Source organism: Aurantimonas litoralis (assembly GCF_026153195.1).
Lineage (GTDB): Bacteria > Pseudomonadota > Alphaproteobacteria > Rhizobiales > Rhizobiaceae > Aurantimonas > Aurantimonas coralicida.
The window spans coordinates 755,899-776,765 of the sequence record NZ_JAPFBM010000001.1; the positions used below are offsets into that span (position 1 = coordinate 755,899).

General features: G+C 67.0%; 18 protein-coding genes. 8 read left to right on the forward strand and 10 right to left on the reverse strand.

The window, feature by feature from the left end; genetic code table 11:
• Positions 1-10: 10 nt before the first annotated feature.
• Positions 11-1,774: a vWA domain-containing protein gene (locus N7I30_RS03635; RefSeq protein WP_498636757.1), complete on the reverse strand. Its 1,764-nt coding sequence runs from the start codon at positions 1,772-1,774 to the stop codon at positions 11-13.
• 164 nt (positions 1,775-1,938) lie between these two features.
• Here N7I30_RS03635 and N7I30_RS03640 point away from each other — a divergent pair, with 164 nt between their 5' ends.
• From N7I30_RS03640 to N7I30_RS03650, 3 genes are all read left to right on the forward strand, one after another.
• A complete protein-coding gene (locus tag N7I30_RS03640) occupies positions 1,939-2,271 on the forward strand; it encodes a YkgJ family cysteine cluster protein (RefSeq protein ID WP_187391173.1) in 333 nt (110 codons plus the stop codon).
• A gap of 127 nt (positions 2,272-2,398) precedes the next feature.
• Positions 2,399-2,566: a hypothetical protein gene (locus N7I30_RS03645; RefSeq protein WP_169513620.1), complete on the forward strand. Its 168-nt coding sequence runs from the start codon at positions 2,399-2,401 to the stop codon at positions 2,564-2,566.
• A gap of 56 nt (positions 2,567-2,622) precedes the next feature.
• Entirely contained in the window at positions 2,623-2,904 is a 282-nt protein-coding gene (locus N7I30_RS03650; RefSeq protein WP_024349813.1) for a hypothetical protein, read from the forward strand.
• 93 nt (positions 2,905-2,997) lie between these two features.
• Here the strand turns inward: N7I30_RS03650 and ald are convergent, their stop codons facing one another.
• Positions 2,998-4,113 (reverse strand): alanine dehydrogenase, encoded by a 1,116-nt coding sequence (gene ald / locus N7I30_RS03655; RefSeq protein ID WP_498636759.1) that lies wholly within the window; start codon positions 4,111-4,113, stop codon positions 2,998-3,000.
• Between the two features lie 132 nt (positions 4,114-4,245).
• Between ald and N7I30_RS03660 the strand changes: the two genes are divergently transcribed.
• Positions 4,246-4,719: an Lrp/AsnC family transcriptional regulator gene (locus N7I30_RS03660; RefSeq protein ID WP_498637123.1), complete on the forward strand. Its 474-nt coding sequence runs from the start codon at positions 4,246-4,248 to the stop codon at positions 4,717-4,719.
• Between the two features lie 36 nt (positions 4,720-4,755).
• Here N7I30_RS03660 and cysG read toward each other — a convergent pair whose 3' ends face one another.
• The gene (cysG, locus tag N7I30_RS03665) at positions 4,756-6,198 is read right to left on the reverse strand and encodes a siroheme synthase CysG (protein WP_498637125.1); all 1,443 of its coding nucleotides are present in this window, start codon (positions 6,196-6,198) and stop codon (positions 4,756-4,758) included.
• A gap of 490 nt (positions 6,199-6,688) precedes the next feature.
• Here cysG and fdxA point away from each other — a divergent pair, with 490 nt between their 5' ends.
• Positions 6,689-7,027: a ferredoxin FdxA gene (gene fdxA / locus N7I30_RS03670; protein WP_009210793.1), complete on the forward strand. Its 339-nt coding sequence runs from the start codon at positions 6,689-6,691 to the stop codon at positions 7,025-7,027.
• A 34-nt stretch (positions 7,028-7,061) separates the two neighbouring features.
• On the opposite strand, the gene N7I30_RS03675 is transcribed toward fdxA, so the two are convergent.
• The gene (locus tag N7I30_RS03675) at positions 7,062-7,466 is read right to left on the reverse strand and encodes an RNA-binding S4 domain-containing protein (RefSeq protein WP_187391273.1); all 405 of its coding nucleotides are present in this window, start codon (positions 7,464-7,466) and stop codon (positions 7,062-7,064) included.
• Between the two features lie 16 nt (positions 7,467-7,482).
• Complete coding sequence (locus N7I30_RS03680) at positions 7,483-10,749, reverse strand: helicase-related protein (RefSeq protein WP_498636761.1); 3,267 nt, start codon at positions 10,747-10,749, stop codon at positions 7,483-7,485.
• Positions 10,750-11,108: 359 nt separating this feature from the next.
• Between N7I30_RS03680 and N7I30_RS03685 the strand changes: the two genes are divergently transcribed.
• Complete coding sequence (locus tag N7I30_RS03685; RefSeq protein WP_188075972.1) at positions 11,109-11,993, forward strand: DMT family transporter; 885 nt, start codon at positions 11,109-11,111, stop codon at positions 11,991-11,993.
• 10 nt (positions 11,994-12,003) lie between these two features.
• Here the strand turns inward: N7I30_RS03685 and N7I30_RS03690 are convergent, their stop codons facing one another.
• Together N7I30_RS03690 and ispG are read right to left on the reverse strand one after the other, a co-directional pair.
• Positions 12,004-12,978: a transglycosylase SLT domain-containing protein gene (locus tag N7I30_RS03690; RefSeq protein WP_498636764.1), complete on the reverse strand. Its 975-nt coding sequence runs from the start codon at positions 12,976-12,978 to the stop codon at positions 12,004-12,006.
• 48 nt (positions 12,979-13,026) lie between these two features.
• Complete coding sequence (gene ispG / locus N7I30_RS03695; protein WP_187391168.1) at positions 13,027-14,301, reverse strand: flavodoxin-dependent (E)-4-hydroxy-3-methylbut-2-enyl-diphosphate synthase; 1,275 nt, start codon at positions 14,299-14,301, stop codon at positions 13,027-13,029.
• Between the two features lie 200 nt (positions 14,302-14,501).
• On the opposite strand from ispG, the gene N7I30_RS03700 reads away from it, so the two are divergent.
• Positions 14,502-14,675 (forward strand): DUF3309 family protein, encoded by a 174-nt coding sequence (locus tag N7I30_RS03700; protein WP_035694651.1) that lies wholly within the window; start codon positions 14,502-14,504, stop codon positions 14,673-14,675.
• A gap of 91 nt (positions 14,676-14,766) precedes the next feature.
• Positions 14,767-14,925: a DUF3309 family protein gene (locus N7I30_RS03705; RefSeq protein WP_035694650.1), complete on the forward strand. Its 159-nt coding sequence runs from the start codon at positions 14,767-14,769 to the stop codon at positions 14,923-14,925.
• Between the two features lie 42 nt (positions 14,926-14,967).
• Here N7I30_RS03705 and N7I30_RS03710 read toward each other — a convergent pair whose 3' ends face one another.
• The 3 genes from N7I30_RS03710 to pyc form a co-directional block, all read right to left on the reverse strand.
• Positions 14,968-16,224 carry an MFS transporter gene (locus N7I30_RS03710; RefSeq protein WP_498636767.1) on the reverse strand — a complete coding sequence of 419 codons (1,257 nt, stop codon included), beginning with the start codon at positions 16,222-16,224 and terminating at the stop codon, positions 14,968-14,970.
• 51 nt (positions 16,225-16,275) lie between these two features.
• Positions 16,276-17,052 carry a DeoR/GlpR family DNA-binding transcription regulator gene (locus N7I30_RS03715; protein ID WP_498636769.1) on the reverse strand — a complete coding sequence of 259 codons (777 nt, stop codon included), beginning with the start codon at positions 17,050-17,052 and terminating at the stop codon, positions 16,276-16,278.
• A 150-nt stretch (positions 17,053-17,202) separates the two neighbouring features.
• Entirely contained in the window at positions 17,203-20,667 is a 3,465-nt protein-coding gene (gene pyc, locus N7I30_RS03720) for a pyruvate carboxylase (RefSeq protein WP_498636771.1), read from the reverse strand.
• Positions 20,668-20,867: the final 200 nt, after the last annotated feature.

Here is a 20,867-nt window from a genome sequence, read left to right on the forward strand (position 1 = left end):
AGGCTGCAGGCTATTTTGCGATGCGCAGGCTCGAGACCTGTTCGGTGATGGAGTCGAACGCCGCCATCAGGTCGCTCGAGCTCTTGGCGTCGTAATAGAGCTTCTTCGTCGGATCGGTGATGCCGTAGGATGCGCACTGCTCCATCAGCTTCTTCACCGAGGAGCCATCATTGAGATCGAAGGCGATCGTGAAGATGACGATCCCGTCCTCGCCGGTGGCCTTGCGCCCGTCATCCTTGATGTTCTGGCAGATCGCCGCGACCTTCTCGTTCATCGCGGAGACGAAGCTGGATCGGTTCGCTCGCTTGCTGGTCGTGCTGGTGTCGTCGAAAATGCGTCCCCAGCTGTGATTGCCATAGGCGTCGTAGGTACTGGCATAGCCGAAGGTGCCGTAGCCGGATTCGTTGTAGTCGTTCTCGTCGCTGCCGTAATTGTTGTCGCCGTCGGTCATTAGCACCAGGACCTTCAGATTGTCCTTGGCGTCGTTGGCTCGGCCCTGGGTGAAGGGTTCGCGGGCCGACAACAGCCGCCAGCCCCAGGCGATGCCTTCAGGAATGTTGGTTTCGCCATCCGCATCCATGGCGTTGATCGCCGCATTGATCGTGGTCTGGTTGTCGGTCAGCGGCGTGACGGGTGTCGACCGGCAGCCACGGTTCGGGCCAGGGTGTTTGCCACGCTGCAAGTCGCTGCCGTCGAAATATTTTGCGACCTTCGACTGGACCGACATTGCCGCTTCGGCCCGCATCGAGCGGCTGCCGTCATCTTCCAGATAGTCGTTGTCGCCCTTGTTGCCATCGTATTCGTCAGGGCCGAAGCTCGGCACGAACAGCGTGTCAGGATTGGCGTAGTTGGGTTCCGCATCCGTGATCGCCAGCCCGTTCGGTCGCGATTCCACGCAGCCCAACCAGGGCCCCAATTCGTTCTTGTGGTGGGCGTTCTCATAGACGAAGAACCGCGTCAGCGGCGTCTTAGAAGATATCTCCTGCCAGTAGTCGCCTGTCGGGCTTCGCTCCGCCAGATTGACGCCGCGGCTCGTCTTCCAATTGGCCCAGTCGAGATATTCGTTGTGGATCGAGGATCGTCCCTTGGTGTCCATCCATTTCGCGTCGTGATTGTCCGGCCCGATATTGACCGCTGCGGCGAAGGGCACGACGCCGAACTGGACCGGCAGCTTCAGGGTCGAGGATGCGGCGCCTTTCAGGAACTGATCGGTGAGACCGATGGCGGCATCCTTGATGGTGTCGATCTTGCGCTTGCCGCCACCGGATTTCGGCCGGCCGGTCATCGAGCCGGAATTGTCGAGCACCATGACCAGTTCGATGGACTGATTCTGGACGACGATCTGGCTTCGGGCCGCGAGCGGAAACGCGCGCCAGTCGAGTTCGCCGGCCGTCACGAAGGAGAGGAGGTCGCCGAAGATGGTCGGATGCCGGCGGGCGGCCGACACCTGCAGAACCGTCGAGCCGTCCTCGTTGAAGATGCCGTCATAGCTGAAGTCGGTGTTGGCGCGCGCATCGGCTCCGGCGTTCTCGAAGAAATAGCCTTCGGCGACCTTCGACAGGTGGGAGTCCTGCTGGTTGTTGGAATATTCCCGGCCGGCGGCCAACGCTGCGATATCGACCGAATGCTGGAGGTTGCGCTTCGAGGCGTAGATCCCGGAGATGTCCACCGCAGCGCCCATGCAGCAGGCGAGGATCGGCAGGGTCAGTCCGAAGACAACCGCCACATTCCCGGATTCCGCCGTCCAGAACCGCTTGCCTGATGCGCTTTTCACGAGATCGATCTCCCCAACGGCCGATTCCTGGCGCGCAAACCTTACCTATGGTCCGTTTCCATATGGTTTCGCCACAGCCGACAATCCGCCGGATGGTCCACGTCCAGGCCTCCCGCATGCCGAACGCATTGACCGCCCCGGCCGAGGCTGCAAGAACACCCGCAATGACCCCGTCCGATGCCGTCTTCGACTGTCAGGCCTGCGGCGCCTGCTGCGCCTATTCGGCCGACTGGCCCCGCTTTTCCATCGAGAGCGACGCCGCGCTCGACCTGATTCCGGCCGCGCTGGTGGCGAGCGATCTCAGCGGCATGCGCTGCGAGAACGACCGTTGCGCCGCGCTTTCCGGGGTGGTTGGCACCGGCACGGGTTGCACGATCTATGCGCTGCGGCCGCAGGTCTGCCGCGAATGCGTTCCCGGGGGCGAGGATTGCCGGATGGCGCGGCAGCGTTTCGGGCTCGACTGTGATATGCTGCCGGCAACGGGCGAGGCAGTCTAGGACGACAGCCCCCGCTTACCGGCGATCTTGCCGGCGTGAAATCTCGGCCGACTGGCACATATACTCCTGACAGGCAGGTTCGGGTTCTGACCCGACCCCGTGCCACGACCGCATTCAGGAGGCGCCCATGTCGACCCCGCCCGCCGCAAGACCCGGCGACGAAGGCAATGACAACGCGCCGCAGACGGCGGAAAATCTCTGCCGCAGATGTGGTGGATCGGGGACCGTCGATGGCGAGCCCTGCCCGGAATGCAAAGGCACCGGGCGTATCGCCGAAATCGTTGGCGACGCCTGACAACACGGCTCGGCATGCACCGCATCCCGACCATTCTTGAAGAAACGAGGACACAGATGGCAGCCAGGGCAGCCCATGAAGACCGGACCTACAAGGTGACCGAACCGGTCGATCTCGGCGACGGTCTGATCCTCCCGGTGGGGACCTATTCCGGACGCTTGCAATGGACGGAGTTCGCGCAGGTCAACGGACCGCCGCGGATCGTCAGCCAGCGCTTCGTGCTGCCGCTGTCGGCCGAGGAAGTGAAGGGTTTCGGCGGCAAGCTCGGCCGGACCCAGAAGCTGCGCGAGGTGGATATTTCCAAGCTCGTGGCGAACGGCCTCATCGTCGAGGTCTGACGCCGCCGGCATTCGATGCCGAGGGTTTGAAAGGGGCGGCGGTCGGGTTCGACCGGCCGCCCCTTTTTCATGTCCGCCCGCCGGACGCGCGGGTCAGGCCGCAAGCGCCTCGTAGGCGTCGACCATCTCGCGGCCGAGCGACTGGGCGACGGCGCGGTTGGTAATCAGGCCGCGATGGACATTCAGCCCGTGCAATAGATGCGGGTCGTCCGACAGCGCCTTCAGACCGTTGTCGGCCAAGGCCAGCCCGAAGGGGAGCGTGGCGTTGTTGAGGGCGTGCGTCGAGGTGATCGGCACGGCGCCGGGCATGTTGGCGACGCAGTAGTGCACCACGCCGTCGATCTCGAAGGTCGGCTCGGCATGGGTGGTGGCGCGCGATGTCTCGAAGCAGCCGCCCTGGTCGATGGCGACATCCACCAGCACCGCGCCCTTCTTCATGCCGGGCAGCATGGCCCGCGTTACCAGCTTCGGGGCCGAGGCGCCGGGGATCAGCACCGCGCCGATGACCGCGTCGGCGGCGAAGACTTCTTCCTCGATCGCCGTACTGGTGGAATAGCGCGTCTGCACCCGGCCGGCGAAGAGATCGTCGAGCTCGCGCAGCCGGGCGATCGAACGGTCGAGGATGGTGACATCTGCGCCAAGGCCGATCGCCATCTTGGCGGCTTCCTTGCCGACCACGCCGCCGCCGATGATCACCACCTTGCCGCAGGCCACGCCCGGAACGCCGCCGAGCAGAACCCCGCGGCCGCCATGGGCCTTTTCCAGTGCATGCGCCGCGGCCTGGATCGACAGGCGGCCCGCGACCTCGGACATCGGTGCGAGCAGCGGCAGACCGCCGCGGCCGTCGGTCACCGTTTCGTAGGCGACGGCGGTGACGCCGGAGGCGATCAGACCCTCGGTCTGTTTCGGATCGGGCGCGAGATGCAGATAGGTGTAGAGGATCTGGCCCTCGCGCAGTTGCGCCCATTCAGCGGGCTGCGGTTCCTTGACCTTCACCACCATGTCGGCCGTCTTGAAGACCTCCGCGGCGTCCGCCGCGATGGAGGCGCCCGCCGCCTCGTAGTCGGCGTCGCTGGCGTCGATGCCGGCACCGGCGCCGGTCTCGATGATCACCTGGTGGCCGTGACCGACATATTCGCGCGTCGCCGACGGCGTCAGGCCGACGCGATATTCGTTGTTCTTGATCTCCTTCGGGCAGCCGACGCGCATCCGTTTCCTCCATCTGTGGGCATGTGGATTGAAACCGGGATTCGACGCAATGTCCCCGCGTTTTCGCCTGCCAGAACTGCGCAGATCGATGTTTTCTTGCGTTCGGATGGCGCTTTGCGCAAACTTCTGCGCATGGAGACGATCGACCGCTTCGATCTGCAGATCATGCGCACCCTGCAAAGGGAGGGCCGGCTGTCGAACGCGGCGCTGGCCGCGCGGGTCGGCCTGTCGGCGTCGGCCTGCTCACGCCGGCTCGACCGGCTGGAGGCGAGCGGCGCGATCCGCAGCTACCATGCCAAGCTGTCCAACCGGACGCTCGGCCACACCATCACGGTGATCGTCAATATCGGCCTGTCCGGCCAGACCGAGCGGCAGCTCGCCGAGTTCGAGGCCGCGGCAAAGGGATGCCCGAACGTCCTGGTCTGCTTCCTGATGTCGGGGGAGTACGACTATCTCCTGCGGGTCGCGGCCCGCGATCTCGAAGACTACGAGCGCATCCACAAGACCTATCTGTCGTCGTTTCCGCATGTGGTGCGGATCAATTCGTCCTTCGCCCTGCGCGAAGTGCTGGACCGAACCACGGTGGGCATCGATCCGAACCTGTGACAGCGCGCCGTGCCGGCCGACCGGTCTGACGCCGGCTCAGCCGACCGCCGTCCGTCCGGCATCGATCATGAACGGATCGGCGGAGGCGGCACGGGCATGTTCGGTGAAGACCCGGCCAACGCCGATCAGGATCGGACGGTCGACGCCGATCCTGGCGACGATGGCGCCGAGATCGGCGAGCGTTCCGGCGGCGCGGGTCTCGTCGTCGCGCGACAGATTGGCGGCGACGGCGACCGGGGTCGTGGCCGGCAGGCCGTGATGGATCAGACGCTCGGCGATCTTCGCCGCCATCCGGCCGCCCATGTAGAAGACGGTGGTGGCGTGATCGTCGGCCAGCGCATGCCAGTCGAGATCCTCCGGCAGGCCGCCCTTCTTGGAATGGCCGGTGACGAAACGCAGCTGCTGGGCCCGGTCGCGATGGGTCAGGGACACGCCGAAGCTCGCCGCCAGCGCCGAGGCGGCGGTGATGCCCGGCACGATGGCGACCGGAATGTTCTCGCGCGCCAGTTCGTCCAGCTCCTCGCCGGCCCGGCCGAACACCGACACGTCGCCGGATTTCAGCCGCACCACGTGCTTGCCCGCCTTGGCGAAGCTGACCATCATGGCGTTGATGTCTTCCTGGCGGCAGCTGTCGCGGGCGGCGCGCTTGCCGACCAGCATGCGCCGTGCCTCGCGGCGGGCGAGTTCCAGGATCTCGTCGGAGACGAGGTCGTCGAACAGGATCACGTCGGCCGCCTGCAGGGCGCGCACCGCCTTCAGGGTCAGGAGTTCGGCCTCGCCGGGGCCTGCCCCGACCAGGGTGACACGGCCGCCGGCCTGCGGCGAGCGCGCCAGATCGTCGATGAAGCCGCCGGCCGCCGCCTCGGCCGCGGCGTCGGGCAGCTTCGTGGTGAAGGCGCTGTCGGCGAAGCGTTCCCAGAAGGCACGGCGCAGCGGGCCCGGCGCCAGCCGCTCCATCACCGCGCCGCGGACCTTTGCGGCCAGGGCAGCCCACTGGCTGAGCGCGGGCGGCAGCAGGGTCTCGATGCGGCGGCGGATCGCCTGGCCGAGGATCGGGGCGGCGCCGTCGGTGGAAATGCCGATGACCACCGGCGAGCGATTGACGATCGTGCCGAAGCGAAAATCGCAATAGGACGGCTTATCGACGACGTTGACCGGCACGCCGGCCGCCCGCGCGGCGCAGGCGAAAGCCTGGCCCTCGGCGAGGCTCTCTGTATCGCCGACGGCGATCGCCGCCCCGGCGAAGACATCGGTTGCCCAGGGCCGGTCGTGATGAAGGATGACGCCGGATTCCGGTGGGACGGCGAGAAGCTCGGCCATCTCGCCATCGATTCCGTCGGCCGGGACATAGAGATCGACATGGGCGCCCGCCGAGGCCAGGAGCTCGGCCTTCCATGCCGCACCCGGTCCGCCGCCGGCCATGACGACGCGCTTGCCCGCCAGATCGAAGAACACCGGCAGGCTCGCCAGCGGCCCCATGCGCTGGGAGCGCTGCCGCGCGCCATTGGCATCGGCCTCGTCGAGGCTGTCGTCGCTCACCAGAATCGGGCGCTCGGCCATGGATCCGTCCTCGGTCGTCCTACTCGTCACTCTCTTGTGACATAACGTCCGGGGCGGTCACAGGGCGAGGCGTAATTTTGCGTCCCGATACGCCCACCGGGATCGTCCTTCGCGCGGGGCCAGCTTGCGGAGCATGGTCGTTCCGGCGGCCGGCAAACCCAACGAACAGATGCCGCAGGGCCACGCGTGCTGGCGCAACGTCGCTTGATCTCCAGTTCACCGGCAACCCATCCGCCTTGATGGAAAACCATTCCCGGATTGCCGCGGTGGCACGACATGCTTTGCTCTTGTCTGTCTTCAAGAGAGGGGTTACGTCGCCACGACAGGCGAGACACGCTGGCGATCGCCGTTGCTGCTCGCACGAATGACGGGGCCCTTCGTACGGGCCCGAACAGGCCAAGGATCAGACATGACCTATCTGGTGACCGACAATTGCATTCGCTGCAAGTACATGGATTGCGTCGAGGTCTGTCCGGTCGACTGCTTCTACGAAGGCGACAACATGCTCGTCATCCATCCGGATGAGTGCATCGATTGCGGCGTCTGCGAGCCGGAATGCCCCGCCGAGGCGATCAAGCCGGACACCGAGCCCAATCTCGACAAATGGCTTAAGATCAACACCGAATACGCCGAGAAATGGCCGAACATCACGATCAAGCGTGATGCGCCTGCGGACGCGGAAAAGTTCGACGGCGAAGACGGCAAGTTCGAGAAATACTTCTCGGCCGAGCCCGGCCAGGGCGACTGAGCTCTTTCAGCTTGTTCAAGATGGACGTCGCCGGTCAGGCGCCGTCCCAGCGCAGGCGCTCATGGGCGCGGCGCTCCTTCTTGGTCGGCGGCCGCGCCGAGGGCTGATAGCCCGGTGCGGCCTTGCCCTTGGCCGCTTCCTTCTGTTCCGCGATGGCTTCCCGCGTCGGTGACAGATCCTCGTAGAGGGTCGCCGCCTCGCTGGCCGGTCCGCGCCGTTCGCCCGGATCAACGATCTTCAGGACGAGGACATCGTCCCGGCGTGTGATCGTCAGCGTGTCGCCCGGGCGCACGGCCCGCGCAGCATTGTCGGTCTTGTCGCCGTTGATGCGAACGCCGCCGGCCTGGACCAGCTTCTGGGCAAGGCTTCGCGACTTCACGACCCGCGCGAAGAACAGCCATTTGTCGATGCGCTGCCCCGCGGGTGCTGCCGGAGCCATCGGCTCCGCACGGCGCTTACTTGCCAAGCTTGTCCTTCAGCGCAGCGAGTTTGGCGAAGGGCGAATCGGGATCGATGCGCTGCGGGCGTGCCGGCTGCACGGGCGGCTTGCCCCCCTGCGGCTTGTCGAAGCGCCGGCCACGATCGGGGCGATCACCCCGGCCCTTGCCCTCGCCCTTGTCAGCGCGGTCGCCACCATCACGGCCCTTGCCGCGCGGGGCACCCTTGCCGAAGCGCGGCGTGCGCTCCTCGCCCTCTCCGGCACCCTGCGGGCCACGGCCGCGACCACGCTGGCCCTGGCCATGACGGGCACCGCCACGGCCGGCGCCGCGCTGCGGGCGCCAGACCTGCACGAGCTTGGGCGCCTCGGGTTCGGCGGCCTCGCCGGTGCCTGCATCAGCGGCCACGGCTTCGGTCGTTTCCGTTGCCGGTGTATCGGTGGTGACTGTCTCGGCGGTTTCGGCCGGGGTTGCAGCGGCCTCGCCGTCGGTGGCTTCGCCAAGGGCAGCCGCAGCGGCCTTCCCGGCTTCGGCCAGACCACCGGTTTCGGTGGCTTCGGCCGGTGCGACCGGCGTGTCGGATGCCTCGGCGGCCTCGCCAGCATCTGCGGTTTCGGCCGCCGTCTCGCCCGCCGGCGTCTCCGCGGCAGCGGTATCGACGGCGTCCGTGCCGGTGCTGGCCTCGTCCGCAGCGTCCACTGCCGGCTGCGGTGCATCCGAGGTCGCAGCCGCTTCCGCGGCCTTCCTGGCCGCTTCGGCGCGCGATGCCTCTTCGGCGGCGCGGCTCGCTTCGTCCAGTCGTGCGAGTTCGGCCTCGACCTTGGTCTGTTCGACCGGCTCGCCGCGATAGCCGAGGCCCTTGAGAACCTCTTCCATGTCTTCCGAGGTCGCGCCGAGGATCGACATCATCCCCGGCGTGACGAGGAACTGCGAGCCGTCATAGGCGCCTTCCGGCCGCTTGCCGATGCCCGGCTTCCAGCCAAGCGCCGGGCGGATCAGGTCGGCGAGGCGCTCGAGGATGTCGACGCGCACGGCCCGGCGACCGAGCAGCCGGTATCCGGCCAGTCCCCAGAACACCGGATCGAAGGAGGCATCGGCCACTGCCGAGGTGCGGCCGGTCGCCAGAAGATGGGTGACCTCGCCATAGCCCGGCTTGTCGCGGCCATCGTTGTGGATGGCCCAGAGCAGCGTCAGAAGGGCCGCCGGCGCGGGCTTGATCAGCGCCGGGACGAAGATGTGGTAGGCGCCGAAGCGAACACCGCAGCGGCGCAGGGCCGCGCGCGATTCCTGGTCGAGCGACCGCACGTCCTCGGAGATCTCGCGGCGCTGGATCAGGCCGTAATTCTCGTAGAGCCGGTAGGCGAGCCCCTTGGCGACGCCCTCCAGACCTTCGGATGCTTGCAGATCGAGCAGCGGCTTGAGGACCGTGGTGATCTGGTAGGTGACCGAACGCTCGGCCCGCGCCGCGACCTTGTCGCGCGCCACGCCGGTCAACTGCTCGTCGGCAAGCAGCACCGTCTTCGGCTTCAGCGGATCATCGCCGGCCGACAGCACCGCCACCGGTGCACCGAGCCAGCGCACAAGCCCGTCCGAACCCAGCGCGATGTCGCCATTGGGTGAATTGGCGAAGCGTTCCGCCCGCTTCTCGAACTCGCCGGCCAACGCCTTCTGGGCGGCGGCACGCACCGCACGGCCATCCGGCCCCTCGGCCTTGCCGTCGGGCGTGAACCTGAACCCCTGCAGCTCGCCTACCGGGTGGCCCTCGACCACTACCGTGCCGTCGCCGCCGATCTCAGCTTCCATGAACGCGTTCTCTCTCAGCCGCCTCATCAAGACGCTTGTCCTGCGGTCTACGAAGCGTTTCGTCAACCTGTCGTGAAGAGCGTCGGAAAGACGGTCCTCGATCTCGCGAGTCTTTTCCTGCCAGTGTGTCGGATCGGCCAGCCAGTCCGGACGGTGTGAAATATAGGTCCAGGTGCGGATTTCCGCGATCCGCTGGGACAGCGTATCGATGTCGCCCTCGGTGCGATCGGCACGCCGGACCTGGCTGGCCATATAGTCTTCGGCGACGTGGCCGTCCGACGCGAGGTCGGCATAGATGGTGGCGATGATCTCCGCATGCTGGGCCGGCGCGATGCGCCGATAGTCCGGCAGCTTGCAGGCTTCCCACAGGAGTTCGACCGCTGCCGGGCTGGTGGCGCGATCCTTGACGGCCGGGTCGCGCGACAGGAATTCCAGCGCCCGCTGATCGACGGCCGGCAGCGCGCGAGCCAGGGCGTCGCTCGGCGGCGGCGCCTCCAGGCTCTCCTTCAGCGCGTCGATCGAGGCAAAGTCGAAGGCGCGCGAGCGCCATTGCAGCACCTTCACCGGCGCGAAGGAATGCGCTTCCAGTGCTTCGGCGAGTTCCGGGGCCAGCGGATCGACCTTGCCGGTAACACCGAACGTGCCGTCGCGCAGATGCCGCCCGGCGCGGCCGGCAATCTGACCGAATTCGGATGGCGTCAGCTGGCGGTACTGGAAACCGTCGAATTTCCAGTCCTGGGCGAAGGCGACGTGATCGACGTCGAGATTGAGGCCCATGCCGATGGCATCGGTGGCGATCAGGAAATCCACGTCGCCGGACTGGTAGAGTTCCACCTGGGCGTTGCGGGTGCGCGGCGACAGCGCGCCGAGAACGACGGCCGCCCCGCCCCGCTGGCGGCGGATCAGCTCGGCGATCGCATAGACCTCGTCGGCCGAGAAGGCGACGATGGCGGTGCGCCGCGGCAGGCGGGTGATCTTCTTGGAGCCGGCATAGACGAGGTTCGACAGGCGCGGCCGCGTCGTCGCATGAGAGCCAGTCAGCAGCCGCTGCAGGACGCCCTGCATGGTCGACGAGCCGAGCAGCAGCGTTTCCTCGCGACCGCGGGCATGCAGGATGCGGTCGGTGAAGACGTGACCGCGCTCGAGGTCGCTGGCGAGTTGAACCTCGTCGATGGCGACGAAGGCGGTGTTCGGGGTGCGCGGCATTGCCTCGACGGTGCAGACCGAATAGCGCGCATTGGGCGGCTTGATCTTTTCCTCGCCGGTGATCAGCGCGACGGCGCCCACCCCCACCCGGTCGCAGACCTTCTGATAGACCTCGCGCGCCAAGAGGCGCAGCGGCAGGCCGATGGTCCCCGAGGAATGGGCGACCATGCGCTCGATGGCGAGATAGGTCTTGCCGGTATTGGTCGGGCCGAGAACAGCGGTGACATTGGATCCGTCGAAACGGATGCTTTCTCGGGCGGGGCGATGGTCGGTCATGCGTCCCGCTCATGTGGGAAGATATATCGGTTGGAAAAGGTTCTGGCCCGATTCGCAAGGTCCGAGCGTCACTTAGCGGGCCGGTTCCGCCGGTCGGCAAAAAAATCGTCCGACCGCGAAGTTTTTTCGGAACCCTTTCCGAGGTCCCGCATTCTTCAAGCACCCCCAAGCGATCATCCCCCTCGATCGCAAAGAAGCAGACGGAAAAAGGCAGCTCCCCCTCGCTGCCTTTTTTCGCGTCTGGGGTCCGCATTTTCCCCCGCCCTGCCGAACGCGCAGAGATCCGCGAGAATTCGTTTGCATTGCGCCCGTGCCCTGGCCTAGCGACAGGTTCCCGCACCCCAGACGAAGCGTGCTCCATGCAGGCCGGCATTCTCCTCGCCTTCGCGTCCTATTTTGCCTTTGCCTGCGGCGATGCCTCGCTCAAGGCGATCGGCGACAGGCTGCCGATTTTCGAGATCGGTTTCTTCGTCTCGATCTTCGCTTTGCTTCCGGCGCTCTTCACCAAGCGGCCCGAGGACAATTGGGGCAACGTCTTCGTGCCCAATCGCCCCGGTCTCGTGGCCCTGCGCATGGCCAGCGGCACGCTCGGCGGCATTCTGGGCGTCGTCGCCTTCACCAGCCTGCCGCTCGCCGAAGCCTATGCGCTGATCTTCCTTTTGCCGATCTTCGTCACGGTGTTCTCCTTCGTCGTCCTGAAGGAGCCGATCGGCTGGCGCCGCTGGCTGGCCGTGTTTGGCGGCCTCATCGGCGTGCTCCTCGTGGTGCGCCCCGGCTTCCGCGAGATCCTGCCGGGCCATTTCGCGGCCATCGGCGTTGCCATCTGCGGCGCGATCACCGTCATCGTCCTGCGCGTTCTCGGTCCTTCGGAGCGGCGGATCACGCTGATCGGCGCCGTGCTGGTGGCCGCCATCGTGGTCAACGGCGTCTTGATGGTCCCGGATTTCGAAATCCCGGCCAACGATCTATGGCCGATCATGATCCTTGCCGGGCTCTGCGCCGGCATGGGCCATCTGCTGATCGTCTTTGCCACCCGCCTCGCCCCGGCGGCGCGGGTCGCGCCGACGCAATACAGCCAGATCGTCTGGGCGACGATCATTGGCGCCAGCTTCTTCTCCGAGTTTCCCGACCTGATCGCGATCATCGGCATGGTGCTGGTGGCGGCCTCCGGTCTCTTCACCTTCGTGCGCGAGACCGAACGCACCCGGTGGCCGAGCCGCGTGCCGCTGATCCGCAACAGGTAGAATATAGCCGTCAGTTCTTCAGGACGACGCAGGACCCGCCGGCCCCGCGTAACCGCCCGCACAGCGCGTCGGCTTCGCCGCGGGTATCGGCGCCGATGCGCACCGCATAGATGCGCTGGCGGGCGCCGTTGCGGCCCCGGATCACCAGCGGGTCCCGGCCCTTCAGGATGGCGCCGAAGCGCGACTGCACCCTCCGGAACATCTTCATGGCGACGGCTTGCCGGGCGTGGCCCGCGACCTGCACCCCCCAGGGCCGCATCGGCGCGCTCTCGACCCCCTCGAAAGCGGCAAAGACCGCGCGCGTCTTCATGATCGGCAGCCGGGTACAGCTCTCGTCGAAATCACGGTCCGCATCGAGCGGCCGAGGTTCCAGTTCGCGCCCGTCCTCGCGAAACCAGTCCGCCGGCCGGAAGGTGATGGCGTTGACGTAGTCCTCGGTCTCGTAGGGCAGCGATCCGCCGCTGACGAGCCAGCGCTTCACCCGGTTGATGCCGCCATTGTAGGCAGCGGCCGCAAGGCCCCAATTGCCGAGTTCGGCGCGCAGATCGGCCAGGTAGAGCGCCGAATGCCGCAGCGCCTGCCTTGCATCATAGGGGTCGTCGAGGCCGCGCTCCTTCGCCGTGTAGGGCATGAACTGGGCGATGCCGCGCGCTCCGACGGGCGAGACGGCGCCGGCATCGAAGCGGCTTTCCTTCCAAATCAGCCGCGCGAAGAAGTCCGGCGACATGCCGACCGCGTCGGCGTTGCGGGCGATCATGCCGCAGATCGCCGCGGCGGACAGGGGCTCGTCCGCGCTGGTGTCCGCCTCGTCCGCACGCTCGGAAAGATTGGGCGGGCTCGGGGGGAAGGCCAGTGCCGGCAGGACGATCGCGCCCTTGTCGGCGGCCTGCGCCCCCGCGGCCGCCGGGACGAGGACGGCAAGCGCAAGCCCGCAGGCTGCGCCAACACCCAGGGCGCGCCGCAGAACCGGCTTGGAGGTTGTCATCGCGCATGTCGCCATGGTCGGCAGGAATGCACAGGACAGCCGAAAATGCTACTCGGACGCCTGGCCCGAACCGAAGCGGCGCTCGATATATTCCGCCACCATCACCTGGAAGTCGGCGGCGATGTCGGGGCCGCGCAGGGTCACGCTCTTCTTGCCGTCGACGAAGACCGGCGCGGCCGGCGTTTCGCCGGTTCCGGGCAGCGAGATGCCGATGTCGGCATGCTTGGATTCGCCTGGTCCGTTGACGATGCAGCCCATCACCGCGACGTTCAGCGCCTCGACACCCGGATATTTCTCGCGCCAGACCGGCATGTTGATGCGGATGTCGGACTGGATCTTCTGGGCCAGTTCCTGGAACACCGTGGAGGTCGTGCGTCCGCAACCCGGACAGGCGGCCACGACCGGCAGGAACTGGCGGAAGCCCATCGTCTGCAGGAGTTCCTGCGCAACCTGCACCTCACGGGTCCGGTCGCCGTTCGGCTCCGGCGTCAGCGAGACGCGGATCGTGTCGCCGATGCCTTCCTGCAGGAGAATGCCCATCGCCGCCGAGGACGCGACGATGCCCTTCGAGCCCATGCCCGCCTCGGTCAGGCCGAGATGCAGCGCGTGGTTGGTGCGCCGCGACAGGTCGCGATAGACGGCGATCAGATCCTGCACCTGGCTGACCTTGGCCGACAGGATGATGCGGTCGCGACCAAGGCCGATCTCCTCGGCCAGCTCCGCCGACAGCAGCGCCGACTGGATGATCGCCTCGCGCGTCACGGCCCGTGCCGAGCGTGGCTGCGGCAGCTCGTTGTTGGCATCCATCAGCCGGGTCAGCAGTTCCTGGTCCAGCGAGCCCCAGTTGACGCCGATGCGCACCGGCTTGTCGTAGCGGATCGCGGTCTCGACGATGGCGCCGAACTGCCGGTCCTTCTTGTCCTTGAAGCCGACATTGCCGGGATTGATGCGATATTTCGCCAGGGCCTCGGCACAGGCCGGGTGATCGGCGAGCAGCTTGTGGCCGATATAGTGGAAGTCGCCGACCAGCGGCACGTCGACACCCAGCCGGTCGAGACGTTCGCGGACCTTCGGCACGGCCGCGGCGGATTCGTCGCGATCGACCGTGATGCGGACGATCTCCGAGCCGGCCTTGGCGAGCGCCGCCACCTGCGCGACCGTCGCGTCGATGTCGGCCGTATCGGTATTGGTCATCGACTGGACGACGACCGGCGCGCCCCCGCCGACCATGATGTTGCCGACACCCACGCCGACGGTGGATCGGCGCGGCGCCGGATCGGCGTCGATCGTGGCGGCCGGGTCGATCGGCGAATGAACGGTCATGGCAAGGCCTCGGGTGGATGTTCGCTGCCGTCGAGGTGGCGCCTTCGCGCCGGCTTGTCAATTCAGAGCGGGTCGCATGCGATACCGATCACGGGAACGGACTGTGCTTTCCCGGCGCGTGACACCGGCCGTGCCACCCTTGAAGCATGACGGCGTCCTGCCCTATGGCGATACCGGCAATCGCGCGAAGGAGTTTCCCCATGTCCGTCGGATACGGCCCGATCATCGTCATCATCGCGTTCCTGCTCCTGATCGCGGCGATGCCGACATGGCCCTATTCCCGCCAATGGGGATACCGGCCGACCATGGTGCTGGCGATCATCTTCATGATGGTGGCCGTCTTCGTCGCCATCGGCGGGTTCGGTCCCGCCTGAGCGCCGATCGGCAGGGCGCCGATGCTGGGAACTGAAACCCGGTTCAAAGGTTTGTGATGGCAAGTCTCACGAACAATCAGGAACCAGTCCCATGAGTGTCGGCACGATCCTTCTCATCATCCTTATCCTGATCCTGGTCGGGGCGCTTCCGACCTGGGGCTATTCCGGCGGCTGGGGCTATGGCCCGTCGGGCATCGTCGGCGTGCTTCTGGTCATCCTGATCATCCTGCTGCTGCTTGGGAAGATCTGACGCGCCGTCCCCGAAGCTGTTCGGCTTCGGGGACCTCTCGTTTCAGGACGGCGCCGGATCGGAGACCGCGACCGGCGCATCCACCGAGCGATCATCGGCGCCGGCCAGCAGCGCCGACATCGCCAGAATAACGACCAGCAGCCCCGACATGCCGAAGAAGACCACCGGAAAGCCGAGATGCTCGGCGATGAACCCGATGATCGACGGCGCGATCAGAATGCCCGAATAGCCCAGCGTCGTCGCGATCGCGAGACCGACCCCCGGCCGCAGCCCGGCGATGTTGCCCGCCGCCGAGAAGGTGACCGGCACGATGTTCGACAGTCCCACACCGAGCAGCGCAAAGCCGGCAATCGCCCAGCCGAGGCTCGGCGCCAGCCCGACGGCGCACAGGCCCCCGATCCCCGCGACGAGTGACAGCCGCACGGTGCGCACCGCGCCCAGCCGGTCGCGGATGCCGTCACCGGCAAAGCGGAACACCGCCATCGCCGCCGAGAACGCCGCAAAGGCAAAGCCCGAACTGGAAATCGTGGCGCCCAGATCCTGGCGCAGGTAGATCGCGCTCCAGTCGATCGCCGCGCCTTCGGGCACCATGGCAAACAGCGCCAGAATGCCGATGGCCAGCCCCTTGAGCAGCGCCGGTCGGTTGCGCCTCGCCGCGGCCCGGATGGCGCCGAGGCCACCGGTGCCTTCGCTCGTCGTGGCCATGACCTGCCCGTCGTCGAACATGCGGCGGCGAACCGGCAGGATCAGGACGAGCGTGATCCCGCCGATCGCCAGCGCATGAGCCGGCGCGCCGATCGCTTCGATCAGCGGCCCGCCCGATGCGGCACCGACGAAGCCGCCGACCGACCAGAAGCCGTGACAGGACGACATGATCGCCCGGCCGAGCCGGCGCTCGACGGCGACGGCATTGGCGTTGATCGCGACATCCATGCCGCCCATCATCGCGCCGAAGGCGAAGATGGCGATCGCGGCGAAGACCGGTGTCGGCGCCAGCACCAGCAGTGGCAACGCCAGTGCGAGCAGTGCCTGGGTCACCAGAACCGGTCGCCGCGAACCGCGCGTCGCCAGAACGCCCCCGATGAGCGGCATGGCCGTGATCGCGCCGAGACCCAGCACCAGAATGAACAGGCCGAGGGTGGATTCGCCGATCCCCAGACGCGCCGCCAGCACCGGCACCTGCGGCGTCCACGAGCCGAGAACCAGACCATTGACGAAGAAGGCCAGCGCCACGGCAATCCGCGTCGGCGGAAAGATGACCGACTGCGGCTGGGGCGGCCGGGTCTGCTCTACGGACATGGGTGGCTCCAGCAACAGCGCCGCGGGTAGCGCAGCGAAGGGGATTTTCGGCTAGCGGACGGGCACGCGGATGACATCGATTCCCCCTTCGGCAAAGGCGGCAAGAATGGCGGGCCCGGCATCGTCCTCGGTGACCATCCGGGTCATTTGCGACGCGGCAATGACCCGGAACGGCGCCACAGTGCCCAGCTTGTCCGCCGTCGCGATCACCATGATGCTGCGTCCGGACAGGGCCATGCGCCGCTTGAACTCCGCCTCTTCCTGGCTGAAGGCGGTGACACCCTCGACCGGGTCGACGCCGCAGGCGCCCAGCACCACAAGATCCGGACACAGGCGCTCGACGTCGCTGACCGCCTTGGCGCCGAGGCAGGCGCCGGTGTGGGGATCGAACTGCCCGCCGACAAGAACCACCCGCAAGCCGGGCACCTCCGGCACGGCCAGCGCGACGGCCGGAGAATTGGTGACGATGGTGGCGCGCAAGTCCGGCGCGATCTGCCGCGCAAGCGCAATGTTGGTCGAGCCGGCATCGATGAAGATCGTGGCGTCACGCGGCAGGATGCCCGCGGCGACCCTGGCGAGTTCTGCCTTTGCCGGTCCGGCCTCGGCCTGCCGGCTGGCCAGCGGCGCGCCGCTGGGGGCAAGCGGCAAGGCGCCACCATAGACCCGCTCGCAGAGCCCGGCTGCCGCCATTTCGCGGAGGTCGCGACGGATCGTGTCCTCCGAAACCTTGAATTCCCGCGCCATGGTGGCGGCGATCACCCGACCGTCGCTCGCCAGCCGCTCGCGAATGGCGGCCTGGCGCTGTCCGGTCAGAAGGGACGTCGACATTCGCTGCGCCTTCCGCTTCATTCATGATTATGCACGTTTCTGCACGATTCAGCCGAAATCGTCAAGCCGCCCGACGCCGGGGCCCGGACAGCAAAATGCCGCCGGGATCGCCGACGGCATTTCTCTCGGTCTTGCGCTTCAGGCGGGTTCCTAAGCGGCGGCGTACACCACCAGCAGGTCCTTGGCGTCGATCTGCGCGCCGGCCGTGACATGCACGGCCTCGATGGTGCCGTCGCGCTCGGCGTGGATGGCGGTCTCCATCTTCATCGCCTCGATGGACAGGAGCACATCGCCGCTGCGCACCGTCTGGCCCGCGGCCACGGCAAGGGTCGAGACGACCCCCGGCATCGGCGCACCGACATGGTTGGCATTGCCGGCTTCCGCCTTCGGCCGCACGGCGCCGCCGGCCGCGCCATGCGCCCGGTCCGGCACCTTGATACGCCGCGGCTGGCCGTTCAGCTCGAAGAACACCGTCCGCATGCCCTTCTCGTCGGTCTCGCCGAAGCCGAGGCAGCGGACCACCAGCGTCTTGCCGCGCTCCAGATCGATCAGCACTTCCTCGTCCTGGGCAATGCCGTAGAAATAGGACGGCGTCGGCAGCATCGAGACCGGGCCGTAGAGCTCCTGGGCCGCGGCGAAGTCGGTGAAGACCTTCGGATACATCAAATAGGAGGCGAATTCCTGCGCGCTGGCGTCGCGCTCCAGCTTCTCCTCCAGCTTCGCCTGCTCGGCGTCCAGATCGGCGTCGGCGAGCAGCGAGCCCGGCCGCACGGTGATCGGCGTCTCGCCCTTCAGCACCTTCTTCTGGATGTCGGCGGGCCAGCCCTGGGGCGGCTGGCCGAGATCGCCATGCATCATCGACACGACGGAATCGGGGAAGGCCAGATCCTTCTTCGGGTCCATGACGTCGGCGACGGTCAGATCCTGGCTGACCATCATCAGCGCCATGTCGCCCACTACCTTGGAGGACGGCGTCACCTTGACGATGTCGCCGAACATCCGGTTCACGTCGGAATAGGTCTGGGCCACCTGGTGCCAGCGCGTCTCCAGCCCCAGCGAACGGGCCTGTTCCTTCAGATTGGTGAACTGGCCGCCCGGCATCTCGTGCAGATAGACCTCGGAGGCCGGCCCCTTCAGGTCGCTCTCGAAAGCCGCATACTGGTTGCGCACGGCCTCCCAGTAGAAGGAGATCCGCCGGATCGCCTCGGCCGACAGGCCGGAATCGCGCTCGGTGCCCTTCAGCGCCTCGACGATGGAGCCGAGGCAGGGCTGCGCCGTGTTGCCGGAGAAGGCATCCATGGCCGCATCCACCGCGTCGACGCCGGAATCGATCGCCGCCAGCACGGTCGCAGCCGAGATGCCCGACGTGTCGTGGGTGTGGAAGTGGATCGGCAGCCCGACCTCTTCCTTCAGCGCCTTGAACAGGACGCGCGCCGCCGCGGGCTTCAGGAGGCCCGCCATGTCCTTGACGCCCAGAATGTGGGCGCCGGCGGCCTCCATCTCCTTGGCGAGGGAGACATAGTATTTCAGGTCGTATTTGGCGCGGTCCGGGTCGAACAGGTCGCCCGTGTAGCAGATCGCGCCCTCGCACAATTTGTCGGCCTCGCACACCGCGTCCATGGAGACGCGCATGTTCTCGACCCAGTTCAGGCAGTCGAAGACGCGGAACAGGTCGACACCGCCGCGGGCCGCCTCGGCGACGAAGCGCTTGACGACATTGTCGGGATAATTGGTGTAGCCGACGCCGTTGGAGCCGCGCAGCAGCATCTGCAACAGGATGTTGGGGGCGCGCTCGCGAACCAGCGCCAGGCGCTCCCACGGATCCTCGGTCAAGAAGCGCATGGCCACGTCGAAGGTCGCCCCGCCCCAGCATTCGAGGCTCAGCAGCTGCGGCAGGCCGCGGGCATAGGCATCGGCCACCGCGACGATGTCATGGGTGCGCACGCGGGTCGCCAGCAGCGACTGGTGGCCGTCGCGCATGGTCGTGTCGGTGACCAGCACCTGCGGCTGGGCCAGCATCCAGTCGGCAAAGCCGCGGGGCCCGAGTTCGTCCAGCTTCTGGCGCGTGCCGTCGACGATGGGCGCCTTGAACAGCGGCGGGATCGGCAAAGCGTGCTCGGCCGAGGGGCGCGGCCGGTTCTTGGTCTCGGGATGGCCGTTGACGGTGACGTCGGCGAGATAGGTCAGGAGCTTGGTCGCGCGGTCGCGGCGCTTGACCTGGTCGAACAGGGCCGGCGTCTGGTCGATGAACTTGGTGGTGTAGGAATTGTCGCGGAATTTCGGGTGCGAGATGATCGCTTCGAGGAAGGTCAGATTGGTGGCGACACCGCGGATGCGGAATTCGCGCAGCGCCCGGTCCATGCGGGCGATGACTTCCTCCGGGCTCGGCGCCCAGGCGGTGACCTTTTCCAGCAGCGGATCGTAGAAGCGGGTGATGACCGCGCCCGAATAGGCGGTGCCGCCGTCGAGTCGGATGCCGAAGCCCGTCGCGCCGCGATAGGCGGTGATGCGACCGTAATCGGGAATGAAATTCTGCTCGGGGTCTTCCGTCGTGATCCGGCACTGCATGGCGTGGCCGTTGAGGCGGATCTCGCTCTGGGGCGGTACGCCCGATTCCGGCGTGCCGATGGCATGGCCGTCGAGGATGTGGATCTGCGCCTTGACGATGTCGATGCCGGTGACTTCCTCGGTCACCGTATGCTCGACCTGGATGCGCGGATTGACCTCGATGAAGTAGAACTTACCGCTGTCGGCATCCATCAGGAACTCGACGGTGCCAGCGCCGACATAGTCGGTGGCATCGGCGAGCTTGCGGGCATAGCCGGCGATCTCGGCGCGCTGGGCATCGTCGAGATACGGCGCCGGGGCGCGCTCGACGACCTTCTGGTTGCGGCGCTGGATCGAGCAGTCGCGCTCGAACAGGTCGACGACGTTGCCATGGGTGTCGCCGAGGATCTGCACCTCGACATGGCGGGCGCGCTCGATCAGCTTCTCGAGATAGACCTCGTCCTTTCCGAAGGCGGCGCGGGCCTCGCGCTTGCCCTCGATGACCTCGCGCTCGAGATCCTTTTCTTCGCGGATGGCGCGCATGCCGCGGCCGCCGCCGCCCCAGGACGCCTTCAGCATCACCGGATAGCCGACCTCGGCCGCCATGCGGCGCACCTCGTCCATGTCGTCGGGCAGCGGCACGGTGGCCGGCACCACCGGCACCCCGACTTCCAGCGCGAGATTGCGCGCCGCCACCTTGTTGCCGAGCCGGCGCATGGTGTCGGCGGAGGGGCCGATGAAGGTGATCCCCGCCTCGACGCAGGCATCGACGAATTCGGGGCTTTCCGACAGGAGGCCGTAGCCCGGATGAATGGCGTCGGCGCCCGAGAGCTTCGCGACCCGGATCACTTCCTCGATCGCCAGATAGCTCTCGATCGGCCCCATGTCCTTGGACAGATGCGGGCCGCGGCCGACCTGGTAGCTCTCGTCCGCCTTGAAGCGGTGCAGGGCCAGCTTGTCTTCCTCGGCCCAGATCGCCACGGTCCGGATATCGAGCTCGTTCGCGGCGCGGAACACGCGAATGGCGATTTCGGATCGGTTGGCGACGAGAATCTTGCGAATGGCCAAGGAACGCTCCTCCTGTACAGGATGCCGGACTTATCCCGCTTGCAGCCGGCACTCAAGATTGCGGCGGCGCGGGACGTTTCGCAAGCGCGAAGAGAAGGCGGTCGATACGGCAGCGGCAGAACCGGCCGGATCGCTACGCGATCGGGCATTGAACGTGATGACCGGACAGGCCCCGGGCCTTCTAAGCCACCGTCGCCCCC

Excerpts from the sequence above, each read along its gene's own strand:
- ispG (WP_187391168.1), bottom strand. The coding sequence starts at position 14,301 with ATGACCGTTCATTCGCCGATCGACCCGGCCGCCACGATCGACGCCGAT.
- ald (WP_498636759.1), bottom strand. The coding sequence starts at position 4,113 with ATGCGCGTCGGCTGCCCGAAGGAGATCAAGAACAACGAATATCGCGTC.
- N7I30_RS03640 (WP_187391173.1), top strand. The coding sequence starts at position 1,939 with ATGACCCCGTCCGATGCCGTCTTCGACTGTCAGGCCTGCGGCGCCTGC.
- N7I30_RS03690 (WP_498636764.1), bottom strand. The coding sequence starts at position 12,978 with ATGACAACCTCCAAGCCGGTTCTGCGGCGCGCCCTGGGTGTTGGCGCA.
- N7I30_RS03710 (WP_498636767.1), bottom strand. The coding sequence starts at position 16,224 with ATGTCCGTAGAGCAGACCCGGCCGCCCCAGCCGCAGTCGGTCATCTTT.
- N7I30_RS03645 (WP_169513620.1), top strand. The coding sequence starts at position 2,399 with ATGTCGACCCCGCCCGCCGCAAGACCCGGCGACGAAGGCAATGACAAC.
- cysG (WP_498637125.1), bottom strand. The coding sequence starts at position 6,198 with ATGGGGCCGCTGGCGAGCCTGCCGGTGTTCTTCGATCTGGCGGGCAAG.
- N7I30_RS03705 (WP_035694650.1), top strand. The coding sequence starts at position 14,767 with ATGAGTGTCGGCACGATCCTTCTCATCATCCTTATCCTGATCCTGGTC.
- N7I30_RS03650 (WP_024349813.1), top strand. The coding sequence starts at position 2,623 with ATGGCAGCCAGGGCAGCCCATGAAGACCGGACCTACAAGGTGACCGAA.
- N7I30_RS03680 (WP_498636761.1), bottom strand. The coding sequence starts at position 10,749 with ATGACCGACCATCGCCCCGCCCGAGAAAGCATCCGTTTCGACGGATCC.
- N7I30_RS03685 (WP_188075972.1), top strand. The coding sequence starts at position 11,109 with ATGCAGGCCGGCATTCTCCTCGCCTTCGCGTCCTATTTTGCCTTTGCC.
- N7I30_RS03675 (WP_187391273.1), bottom strand. The coding sequence starts at position 7,466 with ATGGCTCCGGCAGCACCCGCGGGGCAGCGCATCGACAAATGGCTGTTC.
- N7I30_RS03715 (WP_498636769.1), bottom strand. The coding sequence starts at position 17,052 with ATGTCGACGTCCCTTCTGACCGGACAGCGCCAGGCCGCCATTCGCGAG.
- fdxA (WP_009210793.1), top strand. The coding sequence starts at position 6,689 with ATGACCTATCTGGTGACCGACAATTGCATTCGCTGCAAGTACATGGAT.
- N7I30_RS03700 (WP_035694651.1), top strand. The coding sequence starts at position 14,502 with ATGTCCGTCGGATACGGCCCGATCATCGTCATCATCGCGTTCCTGCTC.
- N7I30_RS03660 (WP_498637123.1), top strand. The coding sequence starts at position 4,246 with ATGGAGACGATCGACCGCTTCGATCTGCAGATCATGCGCACCCTGCAA.